Genomic DNA, 12435 nt, shown 5'->3' on the forward strand with positions numbered 1-12435 from the left:
GGTCTGAACCCGGCCGCATCCCGCCGGGCCTGCTAGTTCTTGCGGAAATGGCAACCCCTGCTGGTCTTGTTGCGCAAGGCTGCCGTGGTCACGATGTAGGCAGTCTGACAGCCGTGGAAGAGGTCCACCGACTCCTTGCAGATGCGGATCGATTTGTAGAAGGAGTGCAGCCGCTTGTTCAGGTTGCGCAGGTCTTCGAAGGCCCGTTCCAGGCGCGGTGTGGTGCGCATGATGCCCATGTAGTTCCACATGGTGTGACGAATGGTCGCCCAGTCCTGGTTGATGAGCGCCGGATCTTCCATCTCGGTTTTGCCGGAGGTGATCCAGTCGGCGATGGAATCCTGCAGCCTCTGGCACAGCTGGCACGATCCCTCATAGCGTTCATGAATGTCTTCCGCCGCTTTCATTCCCCACAACAATCCTTCCAGAAGTGATGTCGAGGCCAGACGGTTGGCCCCGTGCACACCCGTGCAGGCGATCTCGCCGGCCGCATAGAGCCCGTCGAGGGTGCTGCGGCCCCTGTTGTCGACAAGTACGCCCCCGCAGGAATAATGCGCCGCAGGCACCACAGGGATGGGATCCTTGGACATGTCCACGCCGACTTGCTTGCACTTCTCGTGGATGGTCGGGAAGCGTTTGCGCAGGTTCTGGTCGACGTAGTTGGCGGCATCCAGAAAAACGCAATCCTCTCCGGTCTTGAGCAATTCGTCGACGATGGCCCTGGTCACGATGTCGCGAGGGGCAAGTTCCATGCGTTCGTCATAGCGGGCCATGAAGCGTTCGCCCTTGACGTTGAAGAGGCGGGCCCCTTCGCCGCGAACGGCTTCGGAGATGAGAAATTTGCGGTCCGCGCGGTGAAAGAGGGAGGTGGGGTGAAACTGGATGTATTCCAGGTTCATGACCGTCGCGCCTGCGCGGTGAGCCATGGCCATGCCCGAACCGATGGAGGACGAGGTATTGGTCGTGTGCAGGAATATCTGGCCAAGTCCGCCGGTGCACAGGACCGTATAATCGGCCAGGATGGTATTGGGCTCGTTTGTCTCCGAATTGAAGACGTATGCTCCGACGCACTGGTTGTTCAGCTGGTAGCGGAATTCCAGTTTGGTGGAGTGGTGTCGCGTGGCCAGAAGGTCGATGGCCGTACGGTTGTAGAGGGTGCGGATGTTGGGGTGGATGAGCACTTCCCTGACCAGGCTGTCCTGGATGGCGCGCCCGGTGTAGTCGGCGCAGGTCAGGATGCGATGTACCGCGTGCCCTCCTTCCTTGGTGAGGTACCAGTCTCCCTTTTCCGTGCGGTCAAAGGGCACCTGCACGCGCTCGAAGAGAATTTTTTCCACAGCCTTCGGACCGTCTTCGCACAAGTGCCGCACAGCCGGATCGTAGTTGTAATCCCAACCGGCCGTGCCAATGTCCTTGGCCAGTTTTTCAGGAGAGTCCTCGCTGCTGCTGTAGACGATGCCTCCCTGGGCCAGGGCGGTATTGCCGTTGTCCAGAGAGGCTCCCGAGGAGAGCAGGGTCACTTCATGTCCCTTGTCGGCCAGGCAAATGGCCGCAGTGCAACCGGCGATTCCTGAACCGATGACCAGGACTTCGGTCTTCATGCGGGTGGGCGTCGTCATGATCGATTTCCTAACTGCAGGCGGTCAGCATGCGCTCAAGGGCTAGGCGCGCCGGCCGGGCTATGTGTTCCTCGACCCGGACCGGCAGGGCGGTGTCCAGTTCCTGCAACATGCGGGCGAGGTTTGATTCGTTGACCTTGGCCATGTTCGAGCACAGCGCCTTGCGCAGCGGCCGGACGGTTTTGTCGGGATGTCTGGCCGCCAGGCGGTTGACCAGGCTCCATTCGGTTCCGACATAGACAGTGCTTCCGCTTTTGGCTTCGGCCACGGCCTTTATGAGATAAGTGGTCGAACCGGCTCCGTCGGCCATGGTCACGACTTCAGGGTCGCATTCGGGATGAACGAAAATCAGGGCATGGGGTTCGCTTGCGCGGATGGCTTTCACCTGGCCGGCATTGAATTTGGCATGTACGGCACACAGCCCAGGCCACAGGTAAAGTTGGCGGGCTGGATCGGCCGCAGGCACGTAGCGCCCCTGGCCGCGAATGTCGAGTCTCTCGATCCGGTTCTCGGCCAGACCGATCAGGCGGGCCGTGTTGCGGCCGAGGTTGGCGTCGGGCAGAAAGAGGACTCCGTCCCCCTGCGAGAGGGCCCAGCGCAGCATGGTCGGGGCGTTGGCCGAAGTGCATACGCTGCCGCCATGGCTGCCGCAGAAGGCTTTTACGGCGGCGGAGGAGTTGACGTAGGTCAGGGGGATGATGCGCGCTCCGTCCCGGTTCAGCCGCGCGAGGACCTCTTCGGCCAGGAGGGCCGGAACCATCTCGGCCATGACGCAGCTGGCCCCAGGATCGGGGATGTGCACCTTCTGTTCCGGCCTGGCCAGGATGGCTGCCGTTTCGGCCATGAAATGCACTCCGCAGAACACGATGTGCCGTGCCTGTAGGCCGTTGATGTGCCGGGCCAGTTCCAGGGAATCCCCCAGAATGTCGGCATGCCGGACGACTTCGTCGGCCTGGTAGTGATGGGCGAGGATGCACAGCTCTTTGCCGAGTTGCTCCCTGATGGCGGAAATTTTAAGATTCATGCATTCTCCCGGGGGCTCTGTGTCAGGCGCATGGAAAAGTCCGCGACAGTGGCGGAATGTGTGATGGCGCCGGTTGAGATGAACGTCGGCCGCAGTTCGGCCAGGGGGCGGATGGTCGCCAGGGTGACATTGCCGCTGATCTCCGATTCGATGTGGGGCGGGATGAGCCGCAATGCCTCGGCAGCGGTCTGTACGGGCATGTTGTCGAGCATGATGCGCTGGGGGCTTAGGCTCACGGCCTCGAGCACGTGGTCGAGCGTGCGGCATTCCACTTCAAGGGGTGGGCAGACGTCGTAGGCTGTTCTGAGCGCGCGCACGGCGGCGGTGATGGAGCCCGCCTGGTCGATGTGATTGTCTTTGAGCATCAGCATTTCTTCGAGGTTGGCCCTGTGATTGTGTCCTCCTCCCATGCGCACCGCGTATTTTTCCAGATAGCGCTGGCCGGGGGTGGTCTTGCGGGTGTCGAGCACCCTTACTCTAGTCCCTTCCACCGCCTGCACAAAGCGTCTGGTCTCGTTGGCCACGCCGGAGAGGTGGCAGATGAAATTCATGATGACCCGCTCAGCCTTCAGCAAGATGGGTGCCGAACCCCGGATGCGGGCAACCTCCTGTCCGCGATTGGCCATATCCCCGTCCGAGGAGAGCAGGGTCACGAGGGGTTTGGCGCAGTGCATGCGTTCAAAGACGATGTCGATGAGCGGCAGGCCCGCCACCAGGGTCTCTTCCTTGGCAACGATGGAGGCTTCCAGCAGCGAGGCTGGCGGGAACAGGGCTTCGGAGGTCAGGTCGCGCCCGTCTTCCTCCAGGGCGAGGTCCACGAGGCGGTGCAGCAGGGTCAGTCGGTCGTTATTGAAATAGGAAAAAAACATGCCGGATTCCTTGCGGGAGGGTGGTGTGGTTTGGCTGTTGACTAGGAAAAGGACCCCCCGTCGTCAAGCCGTAACTGCGCCATTAGCGGGTTGCGCTTGCGGGGGCTGCGTGTCATGTTGCCGCATATGTTGTGTCCAAAGGAACCAGTCGCTTTCAGTCCGTACAACCGGAGAACGAAATGACCTGCATCGCGCCGCTCCTGGCGAAAGTGACAAAGCAAGCCTCGCCAAGGCTGCTGAGCAACGGCTTCGTCTGCTGGCTGGTGCACTCCCAGCCCCTGCCCGTCAGTTTTATGCAGACCCTGACCGATATCGGCGGCTGGCCCCTGGCAGAAGAGAACACACAGACCCTGTGGTTCTTTCCCTCTTCCGAAGTCATGCTCGGACTGGCCAGGCTTTACAACTGGGCCAGGCTTCATCCCATGGCCACCAGCGTGACCGTCTTCGAGGGCAGTCTCGTCGTGGATGACAAGCTTGGGCAATCCCTCAAGGTTAAGTCCGAACTGCACACTCTCTGCGTCGAATTCCCCAAGAGGCTCGTTGTTCGCGTCAGCGCCCGCATGCGGGAACTCGGACGAACCTTGACGGGCCTCTCCTTCAAGCATGTGCAGAATCCGGACGGACTGTCCGGCGACTGGTTCGAGCTGGAAGGCAGCGAGCAGGTCAGCGTGTCCTACAGGCTGAACTGGCTGTGGGTCATCCGCCCTCAGGGCGTCCGACAGGACAAGACCTTCACCAAGGGCTGGCGGGCCTACTTCGACCGGTTGGAAGCGGTCTTCCAGCAGTACAAGATTTCCTATCTGCAGGCGGAGGACCAGAATCTGGTCCTCCGCGTGGCATCGCCGCGAGTCATGGGCGCCCTGACCGCGGAGCTGCTGACCATGATCGACGACAAGGAGAAGCCGGCCTGGCCTTGCAAATACATGGCCGTTGAGATGGGCGATCAGTCCTTCACGCCGGAATTTGCGAGCAAGGTCCGCTATGTCATGGACTCTCTTGAATCCAATGCCCTGCACCTGCCCCTGGCCACGATTTTCCAGATCGCCGACTCCAGGATCACGCCGGTGGATTCGCGTGCTTCCATGGACAATTCCAAACTGACCGACCTGTTTCAGGTCCGCTTCCATTCCAGCAAGAGCGGGCGGCGACGCGGCAGCCTGAATGTTTTTCTGCCTTCGAGCCTGATATCCGGCGGCGAGAACCCCTGTTTCTATTGCGGGCTGCGGTCGCATCAGCCCCGCAAATGCCCCTCCCGGATGCTCCAGCCCGGGAACGTGCAGGTCACGGACATGTCCCGTTTTGCCCGCCTGGATCTTGATGCCCTGCCCGGAATCCTGGCCGGGGTTGAAAAACAGGTTGCGCCGGACATCATTCGCGGCCTGAGTGCCTTACAGGGGGAGAAGACCGATCCGGGCCTTGTGGTTCGGTCCATGTTCGAGGTCAACATGATCTGCCAGCTGCGCATGATGGCCACTGTCTGGCGCGCCAAGGGCAAGGAGTGGCCGCGCGGGATAGAGGACCAGCGGCCGCAAAGCGAGGCGCAGCTCTGGGAGGCGTTGGAGGCTTTGCGCACAGGGAGCCTGGATCGGGCCATGGAGAAGGTCGATCATGTCGTGCTCAGTTCGCCCAAGAATTATCAGCCTCGGGTGCTCCTTGGCTTCATGGCCATGGAACGCGACGAGTTCAAGCGGGCCCTGGGCTTCTGGGAAGAGGCCGAGAGCCTTGCCTACACCAGCCTGCAGCGCTCCTACATTCAGCTCCTCCAGGGGCGTCTTAGGGAGGTTTCGGGCGATTATCCCGAAGCCATCCGTCTTTACGGCCGGGCGCTCGGGGAATCCCCGCGTTTCAGCCAGGCCCGCTACAGACAGGCCGTCTGCCTGATCAAATCCGGATACCTCAACGAAGCTCAGGCGCTTATTCGCGAGCTGATCAAGGACAATCCCGACTATTTCAGCACCGTGCTGCTTGACACCGAGCTCGAAGGGGGGCGTTCCTACCTGCTGAGCGATTTGTGGGAGATCTGGGATGATGCCAAAACCCGCTCCCAAGAAGTCATCGGCGCGGTGGAGCATCTTCCGGATCTGCTGGCCAAGTGGCTGCCTTCGGATCACGACGCCTACAACATGTTCCATGTGCGCATCGAGGACCTGAACAGCTATGCCGGGATCAACAATTATGCCTCCATGGCCAAGCTGCTGCGAGGCACCATAGCCATACGGGCGGATATCCAGCATCGGGTCAAAAAGGATATCCAGGGGCTCGCCAACCGCCGTACGGCCATTCGGGAGCGACTCAAGAAAATACAGCGGGAGGCGTCCTGGTTTCCCTTTCCGTCGATGCTCGGTTCTTTCAACAAGCTTTTCAATGCATGCGGCGAAGGAGTGAGCCTCATCGGGCACCTTGACCTCTACGTCCCGGATAAGTTCAGACAGGGGCATGAGGCCATGCGGCAGGCCGAGCAGAATCTGGACACGCTCGAAAAGAAGCTGCTGTTCCTGCAAGGCGTGCGAAACGGGATTCTTTTCCTGCTACTGTCCGGCAAGTACCTGCTCATCTTCGAGATCATCGCTCTGGTCGTGGCCGGAGGCGTGTCCGTCGGGCTTTACTATCTGGCTCCGGATCAGGTCATCCTTGGGCGCAACCTGCGCCAGGACAGATGGCTGATCCTCAATATTTCACTCATCTTTTTTTCCTTTCTCGCCTTCGTTGCGACGGCCATCAAGGCCGCATCGCACTTCGAGACCTACAAGAACGAGATCTTGGACAAAGGGGATTGATTGATGCCCAATCCCTGTCCCTTCCACGCTTCGGTCACGGAGCCAGCGACCCGGAACCTCGGGTTTTTGGCACGCCTTTTGTTCATTGCCTAGAATGCATACTCTGGTCATCAATTTGACCCGCTTCGGCGATCTGCTGCAGACCCAGCCTGTCTTCAGCGGATTGCGACGGCGGGGCGGCAGCGCGGGGCTGGTCTGTCTGGACTCCTTCAGGGGCGCGGCCGGTCTGCTGCGCGATGTGGATCAGGTCCGGGTCCTGCCCGGGGCGCGTCTTTTGGCGCAACTGGATCGCGGCTGGCCTCTGGCGGTGGAGGAATTGACCTCCTGGCTGGACCAGGGGGGGCAAACGCCCTTCGACCGGATCGTGAACCTGACCCCGACCCTGTCTGCGCGGTTGCTGTCCCGCGCCATGCATGACGGGCCGGTGGAGGGTTTTGGTCTCGATAGTCATGGTTTCGGCGAATACTCCACACACTGGGCGACTTTTCTGCAGGCGGCGTCCGCCCACCGCGGGTGCAGCCCTTTCAATCTGGTCGATCTGTTTCAGCGTGTGGCAGCTCTTGATCCGGGAGAATTCAGGTTGAAGACGCCCGAAGCCGGGGCCCTGGCGGCGGCGGACGAACTGCTCGGCGGGAACGGGCGGCGAGTGGCCTTTCAGCTCGGGGCCAGCCAGGATTACAGGCGCTGGCCCGTAGCCTCCTTCGTACGGGCCGGACGCGTGCTGTGGTCAAGGACCGGGCGCATGCCCGTGCTCCTGGGCACGGCCTCCGAGGGGCATCTGGCGCGCGAATTCATGGACCTGGCCGACTACCCCTGTTTGGACCTGACCGGTCGGACCGACCTCTTGACGCTGGCGGCGGTACTGTTGCGCATGGATCTTTTGCTGACCAACGACACGGGCACCATGCATCTGGCGGCCGGCCTTGGCGTTCCGGTGGCGGCGATTTTTCTGGCCACGGCCCAGCCCTTCGACACCGGGCCGTACCTTGAGGGCAGCCTGAGCCTGGAACCCGACCTGCCCTGTCATCCATGTTCCTTCGGGGAGAGATGCCCCCATGGGCTGGTCTGCCGCGACTCCATCGAGGGCGAGGCCGTCGGGGAAATGCTGGCGGGGTATCCGGAGGGGCAGTCCTTGAGCGTCGCACCCGGCTTCAGGGGACGGATCTGGCAGGCAAGGCGCGATGAGGCCGGGTTCATGGATCTTTTTTCCGTGTCCGGGCATGAGGGTCAGGATCGCAGCCGGTGGATCAGGATTCAGCGTGAGGTCTATCGTCAATTTCTTGACCAAAAAGCTGGAGGGGGGAATTTTTTGTGGCCCGCGCCGGGCTCCGATTTTCGAGACGCCCTTGTGCACGATCTCGAGCGCGCCGCTCTCATGCTGACCCTGGTCGAAGAGCAGGGGCGGGTTCTGGCGCTCCGCCCGGATGCGCCGGTGAAACCAAAATTTCTCGTCAACTGTCAGAATTTAGAGGATTTTTTTTCCAGTAGCTCGTCATTTGGGATACTTGGCCCCATGTGGCGCTTTCAGTCCAGGGCCGAGTCCGTGAGCATGCAGGCTTTCCTGGAACTGTGCGTCCGGTACCGCGGTCTGCTCGATGTTTTCAGGCAACGGCTCGCGCTGGCATGAATGTTGATTAGTCCGGACATACGGCAAAATTATTCCCAGTAGGCGGAGGACAGGAAAATGATCATTATAGACGGTCAGCAGAGTCGACTTGAGGTTCGTCATTTCGAAAACCTTGAGCAGATCATCGAAAAAGTCATGGAAGACGTACGCATGAACAGTCGCATCGTGACCGATGTTCTGGTCAACGATGAGGCCTTTTCGGAGATTTACCCGCATCAGGCCGAGGACATGGACACCTCGCATATCAATCGGGTGGAAATTGTTTCCGTGCCCACGTCGGAAATGGCGCAGGACATCACCCGCGAATTGTACAAGGTCGTGACCCTGATGGGCAAGGCCGGGCGGCAGGTCGCGGATTTTTTCCGCCAGGCGGATGACGACCAGGCTCTGGAGCTTTACGGAGACCTGCTGGAAGTGAACCGCGATTTCCTGAACATGGTCGGCGTGCTCCGGAACGAATTCGCCACGGATACCTCCGAGGAATTTGAAGCGTCGCTGTCGGATCTTTCATCTCTTTTTTCGGAGATGATCGAGATTCAGGAGAACGAGGACTGGATTCTGCTAGCGGACCTGCTCGAGTATGAATACCTGCCTGTGGTGGATAAGACCAAGAACTTGGTCGCCCGCTTGCGCGAGTCGATCAGGGATTCGGTCAGGAAGGAAAAAAATGGCTGAATCAAGGGACACCTACGAGCACATCATGGCGCTTGGCCAGGAAGAGATGGGCTTGATCGCGAGCCAGGACACCGAACGTCTCGGGACGGCGGTGCGGGAACGGGAGACAGCCATAGTGAAATTCATGAACTGCGACATGGATGAGCAGGACAAGGTTTTTCTGGAAAAGCTCAAGAGCATTCAGAACATGAACACACGCTTGCGCCATGAGGCCAGGGCCTTGCATCAGTCCTTGAAGGAAGAGCTTTTGAAGGTGCGCCAGGAGAACAAGCGTATCGGGGGGTACAAAAACGGCGCCCTGATCACGCCTCTTGGCCGTCACGCCCTGAGCCGCAAGGGTTGAACCGGGGTGAGCCGCTCCAGTGGCGGAGCGGCTACCTTATCCAGATGACGCCCACCTGGCGGCCGGTGACCTTGTCCCTGCGGTAGGAAAAGAAACCGGGGGACGAGGCCGTGCACAGGTCCAGGGCAAAGATGCTGCCGGAGGGGATGCCCGCCCCGAGAAGCTGCTCGCGGGTCAGGCTCCACAGGTCCATGCAGCGGGTGGCCGGGTTGAAACAGGATGTGAATCCTGGTCCCCATTCGGCCTCGAAATTGACGAATTCGCTTCTGCCAGGACCAAGACTCGGCCCGCGCACGGCCAGAACCTCGGCAGGATCGAGGCCATAGGCCGCGCAGAAATTACGTACTCCGACAGCGGGAAAATTGACGGCGTTGCCTCTCCACCCGCAGTGCAGGGCGGCCACATGCCGTCCGGCGACATCCGCCAGCAGGATGGGCTGACAGTCCGCGGTCTTGATGACCAGGGCGTGTCCGGGCCGATTCGTGCCCAGTCCATCCCCCTCCAGCCTTGCCCCGTCGAAGCAATCATCCTCCAGATTCATGTGCATGGCCTGTCCGTGCACCTGCCTCAGTTCCTGCCAGACCTGAAAGCCCAAGGCCTCGCGCAGTTCGGCCCTGTTGTCCCGCACTGCCTTTTCATCGTCTCCGACCTCGAGCGACATGTTGGACGCGGCGTATACACCCGCGCCGTGACCGCCATGGCGGGTGGTGAAGACGCAGCCGACGTTGTCAAGACCGGGGAAATGAAAATCGATATACTTCAAAGACATGACTATCGCTCCGAGGGGATGTGAAGGATGGATTCCGGGGTGACTATCATTTCCACCGGCCGGTCCCAGGGTTCGACCGGAATGCTGTCGAGGATCTGGAAGGCGTAGGCCGGACCGACCAGCAGGGGGGTGCAGCCAAGGGTGGGCAGAAAGCGGTCATAATAGCCCCCTCCAAAGCCAAGGCGGTATCCGCGCCGGTCAAAAGCCAGAGCCGGAAGGATGATGACTTCGGGCTGCGGGTTTGGGACGCGAATCGCACGCTCCATCCGCGGCTCGATGAGGCCGAAGCAGCCGGGGCCCAGATCCTCGCGGGAGGATACGGAGTATGCGTCCATGATGCCGGGGGAGCCGTCGCAGCAGCGAGGAAGAAGGATTTCGCTGCCGCGCGCCCAGAAATGGTCAAGCAGGGGCCAGGTGTCGACTTCGCCGCGGGCCGGCAGGTAAAGCATGACGCTGGCGGCAAGGCGGATGCGATCCAGGGACAACAGGTTCTCCCGAATGCGGGCGCTGTCCTCCTGTACCAGGTCCAGGGGCAGTTCCTGCCGGTGCTTGCGCAGGGCAATTCGCATAAGGTTTTTGCTGGGCTCTTGCATGACGTGGTGCGCTCCTTTACCATGCCGTGAAAACACGACATTTACTCAAAGAGGGGATGACAGGCAAATGGCAAACCGCTTTTGGATAGTTTTTGGGGATATTCACGAACGTGTCGGGGCCGCGGAGCGGATCGATGACTTGAGTCGCGCCGACGGGGTTTTTCTGTCCGGGGATCTGACCAATCTTGGCACGCGTGAGAGCGCCGGACGCATCGTGTCCGCAGTGGCCAAAATCAATCCGCGCATTCATGCCCAGATCGGGAACATGGACACCCAGGCCGTGGATCGGGTGCTGACCGAACAAGGGGTCAACGTCCACGGCCAAGTGGTGGATCTGGGCGGCGGGGTCTGCCTGGCCGCCGTGGGATATTCGACTCCCACGCCTTTCAGCACCCCTTCCGAAGTGGACGAGACCCAGATCTGCCAATGGGCCCATGACGTGCTGGAGCGTGCGGGTGCCTTCGAGCAGGTCATTCTCATGATCCATACCCCGCCTCGGGGGGAAGTGGTCGACAGGCTGCCTTCGGGAGCCCATGTAGGCAGTCCGGGAGTGCGCGCGCTGATCGAAAAATACCAGCCCGCCATCGTGGTTACCGGCCACATTCACGAAGGGGCCGGAGATGAGATTATCGCCCGGTCGCACGTGCTGAACCCCGGGGCCTTTGCCCAGGGCGGGTATGTGCGCATCGACGAGACTCCTTCCGGCCTTGTGGCTGTCCTGCGGAGCGTGGCATGATCCTGCGCATGTATTCCTGGAACGTGAATGGATTCCGGGCTGTCCTTGGCAAGAATTTCCGCGACTGGTTCGATCGGGCCGCGCCGGACGTGCTCGGCCTGCAGGAGGTCAAGGCCGAGGAGGACCAGGTCGGCGGTGATCGCCTCTTTGACGGCTATCACTGCTACTGGAACGCCGCGCGCAGCAAGAAGGGCTATTCCGGCACGGCCTGTTACAGCCGCCTTGAACCCCTGGCCGTGCACCGTGGCCTGCCCGATGCGCGTTTTCAGGGCGAGGGACGGGTCATCCGCCTTGAGTTCGAGAAATTTCATTTTTTCAACATCTATTTTCCCAACGGGCAGATGAGCCAGGATCGCCTCGATTTCAAAATGGGGTTTTACGACGCATTTCTGGACCACGCCCAGGAGCTCAGGAGGGAGAAGCCCATCGTGGTCTGCGGGGATTTCAACACCGCCCACCGCGAGATCGACCTCAAGAATCCCAAGGCCAACGAGAAGACGTCGGGCTTTCTGCCCATAGAGCGGGCCTGGCTGGACCGTTTTGTGGCCCACGGCTATGTGGACACTTTTCGCCATTGTCACGGAGATGTGGAGGATGCCTACTCGTGGTGGACGTACCGCTTCGGGGCCAGATCGAGAAACGTGGGCTGGCGCATCGATTATTTTTTTGTGTCCGAGGAGCTTGGCGGCGCGGTCAGGGACGCCTGGATCGAGGCCGATGTGCCCGGATCCGACCATTGCCCGGTGGGGCTCGCGCTTGAAGTGCCGTAACAATGAGGGGAGTTCTCATGAGAAGGATGGACGCTGGTGAATAAACGCGACGAAATTCTGGCGGCGGCTCAGGCCCTGTTCGCCGAATACGGCTACGCCGGAACGACCATGCGCATGATCGCCGAGCGCGCGGGGGTGGCGTTCGGGCTTGTGTCCCATTATTTCGGGAACAAGGAGAAGCTGTTTCTGGTGGCCGGGCACGAGATGATCGATGCCATGCTGCTTGGTATCAGGCGGGATATGGAGTCGGCAGAAAATGGTCTGCAGGCAGTGGAGATTTTCGTGAATTCCTACCTCTCCTACACCCTGGCCAACCGGGCGACCTTTCCCACCCTGATCCGGTGCTCGCCCTTCAGCGACGACAATCCGCATCTGGACCGTCACAAGATCGGCGCGAAGTTCGAGGAATTGATCAGGGAAATCGAAGTCAATCTGGAACGCGGCATCGCCGACGGAACCATCGTCCAGGTTCCGGTCAAGGACTGCGCACTCATGATCTACGCCGCCATGGTCGGGGCGGTTCGCACGGTTTTTCTGAGCCCTTTCGGAGAACCGGAACTTTACGAGGAGACCCGCAGGTTCATTCTGCGGTCGCTGCGCCGGGGTGATTAAATAGGGTTGTAAGCGCTTTTT

12 protein-coding genes are annotated in these 12435 nt (G+C 60.6%); 7 read left to right on the forward strand and 5 right to left on the reverse strand.

Translation table 11 applies throughout. From position 1 onward, the window contains the following. Positions 1-32: 32 nt before the first annotated feature. Genes nadB through nadC form a run of 3 tightly spaced genes read right to left on the reverse strand, consistent with a single transcriptional unit; the run spans position 33 to position 3512 of the window. A complete protein-coding gene (gene nadB / locus CVU60_07610; GenBank protein PKN42077.1) occupies positions 33-1619 on the reverse strand; it encodes an L-aspartate oxidase in 1587 nt (528 codons plus the stop codon). Positions 1620-1629: 10 nt separating this feature from the next. Next, the gene (locus tag CVU60_07615; protein ID PKN42078.1) at positions 1630-2643 is read right to left on the reverse strand and encodes a quinolinate synthase NadA; all 1014 of its coding nucleotides are present in this window, start codon (positions 2641-2643) and stop codon (positions 1630-1632) included. Next, positions 2640-3512: a nicotinate-nucleotide diphosphorylase (carboxylating) gene (gene nadC, locus CVU60_07620; protein ID PKN42079.1), complete on the reverse strand. Its 873-nt coding sequence runs from the start codon at positions 3510-3512 to the stop codon at positions 2640-2642. The genes CVU60_07615 and nadC overlap by 4 nt, the downstream gene beginning before the upstream one ends. Positions 3513-3691: 179 nt before the next feature. Here nadC and CVU60_07625 point away from each other — a divergent pair, with 179 nt between their 5' ends. The 4 genes from CVU60_07625 to CVU60_07640 all read left to right on the forward strand — a co-directional run bounded on the left by CVU60_07625 (position 3692) and on the right by CVU60_07640 (position 8934). Then, entirely contained in the window at positions 3692-6289 is a 2598-nt protein-coding gene (locus CVU60_07625; protein PKN42080.1) for a hypothetical protein, read from the forward strand. Between the two features lie 94 nt (positions 6290-6383). After that, on the forward strand, positions 6384-7916 hold the full coding sequence (locus CVU60_07630) for a glycosyltransferase family 9 protein (protein ID PKN42081.1): 1533 nt from the start codon (positions 6384-6386) through the stop codon (positions 7914-7916). 57 nt (positions 7917-7973) lie between these two features. After that, positions 7974-8591: a hypothetical protein gene (locus tag CVU60_07635; protein PKN42082.1), complete on the forward strand. Its 618-nt coding sequence runs from the start codon at positions 7974-7976 to the stop codon at positions 8589-8591. Continuing rightward, positions 8584-8934, forward strand: a complete 351-nt coding sequence (locus tag CVU60_07640; protein PKN42083.1) for a hypothetical protein — start codon at positions 8584-8586, stop codon at positions 8932-8934. The genes CVU60_07635 and CVU60_07640 overlap by 8 nt, the downstream gene beginning before the upstream one ends. A 31-nt stretch (positions 8935-8965) precedes the next feature. Here the strand turns inward: CVU60_07640 and CVU60_07645 are convergent, their stop codons facing one another. Both CVU60_07645 and CVU60_07650 read right to left on the reverse strand, forming a co-directional pair. Then, the gene (locus CVU60_07645) at positions 8966-9703 is read right to left on the reverse strand and encodes a laccase domain-containing protein (protein ID PKN42084.1); all 738 of its coding nucleotides are present in this window, start codon (positions 9701-9703) and stop codon (positions 8966-8968) included. Between the two features lie 2 nt (positions 9704-9705). Next, positions 9706-10296, reverse strand: coding sequence for a 5-formyltetrahydrofolate cyclo-ligase (locus tag CVU60_07650; protein PKN42085.1), 591 nt, complete (start codon positions 10294-10296; stop codon positions 9706-9708). Positions 10297-10363: 67 nt separating this feature from the next. Here CVU60_07650 and CVU60_07655 point away from each other — a divergent pair, with 67 nt between their 5' ends. From CVU60_07655 to CVU60_07665, 3 genes are read left to right on the forward strand one after another with little or no spacing between them, the layout of a single operon-like run. Beyond that, positions 10364-11032 (forward strand): serine/threonine protein phosphatase, encoded by a 669-nt coding sequence (locus CVU60_07655; protein ID PKN42086.1) that lies wholly within the window; start codon positions 10364-10366, stop codon positions 11030-11032. Beyond that, positions 11029-11802: an exodeoxyribonuclease III gene (gene xth / locus CVU60_07660; protein ID PKN42087.1), complete on the forward strand. Its 774-nt coding sequence runs from the start codon at positions 11029-11031 to the stop codon at positions 11800-11802. The genes CVU60_07655 and xth overlap by 4 nt, the downstream gene beginning before the upstream one ends. A 36-nt stretch (positions 11803-11838) precedes the next feature. Beyond that, positions 11839-12414, forward strand: coding sequence for a TetR/AcrR family transcriptional regulator (locus CVU60_07665; protein PKN42088.1), 576 nt, complete (start codon positions 11839-11841; stop codon positions 12412-12414). Positions 12415-12435 lie beyond the last annotated feature (21 nt).

It is taken from the genome of Deltaproteobacteria bacterium HGW-Deltaproteobacteria-18 (assembly GCA_002841885.1).
Taxonomy (GTDB): domain Bacteria; phylum Desulfobacterota; class Desulfovibrionia; order Desulfovibrionales; family Desulfomicrobiaceae; genus Desulfomicrobium.

Excerpts from the sequence above, each read along its gene's own strand:
- CVU60_07645 (PKN42084.1), bottom strand. The coding sequence starts at position 9,703 with ATGTCTTTGAAGTATATCGATTTTCATTTCCCCGGTCTTGACAACGTC.
- CVU60_07650 (PKN42085.1), bottom strand. The coding sequence starts at position 10,296 with ATGCAAGAGCCCAGCAAAAACCTTATGCGAATTGCCCTGCGCAAGCAC.
- CVU60_07615 (PKN42078.1), bottom strand. The coding sequence starts at position 2,643 with ATGAATCTTAAAATTTCCGCCATCAGGGAGCAACTCGGCAAAGAGCTG.
- CVU60_07625 (PKN42080.1), top strand. The coding sequence starts at position 3,692 with ATGACCTGCATCGCGCCGCTCCTGGCGAAAGTGACAAAGCAAGCCTCG.
- CVU60_07630 (PKN42081.1), top strand. The coding sequence starts at position 6,384 with ATGCATACTCTGGTCATCAATTTGACCCGCTTCGGCGATCTGCTGCAG.
- nadB (PKN42077.1), bottom strand. The coding sequence starts at position 1,619 with ATGACGACGCCCACCCGCATGAAGACCGAAGTCCTGGTCATCGGTTCA.
- nadC (PKN42079.1), bottom strand. The coding sequence starts at position 3,512 with ATGTTTTTTTCCTATTTCAATAACGACCGACTGACCCTGCTGCACCGC.
- xth (PKN42087.1), top strand. The coding sequence starts at position 11,029 with ATGATCCTGCGCATGTATTCCTGGAACGTGAATGGATTCCGGGCTGTC.
- CVU60_07655 (PKN42086.1), top strand. The coding sequence starts at position 10,364 with ATGGCAAACCGCTTTTGGATAGTTTTTGGGGATATTCACGAACGTGTC.
- CVU60_07640 (PKN42083.1), top strand. The coding sequence starts at position 8,584 with ATGGCTGAATCAAGGGACACCTACGAGCACATCATGGCGCTTGGCCAG.
- CVU60_07635 (PKN42082.1), top strand. The coding sequence starts at position 7,974 with ATGATCATTATAGACGGTCAGCAGAGTCGACTTGAGGTTCGTCATTTC.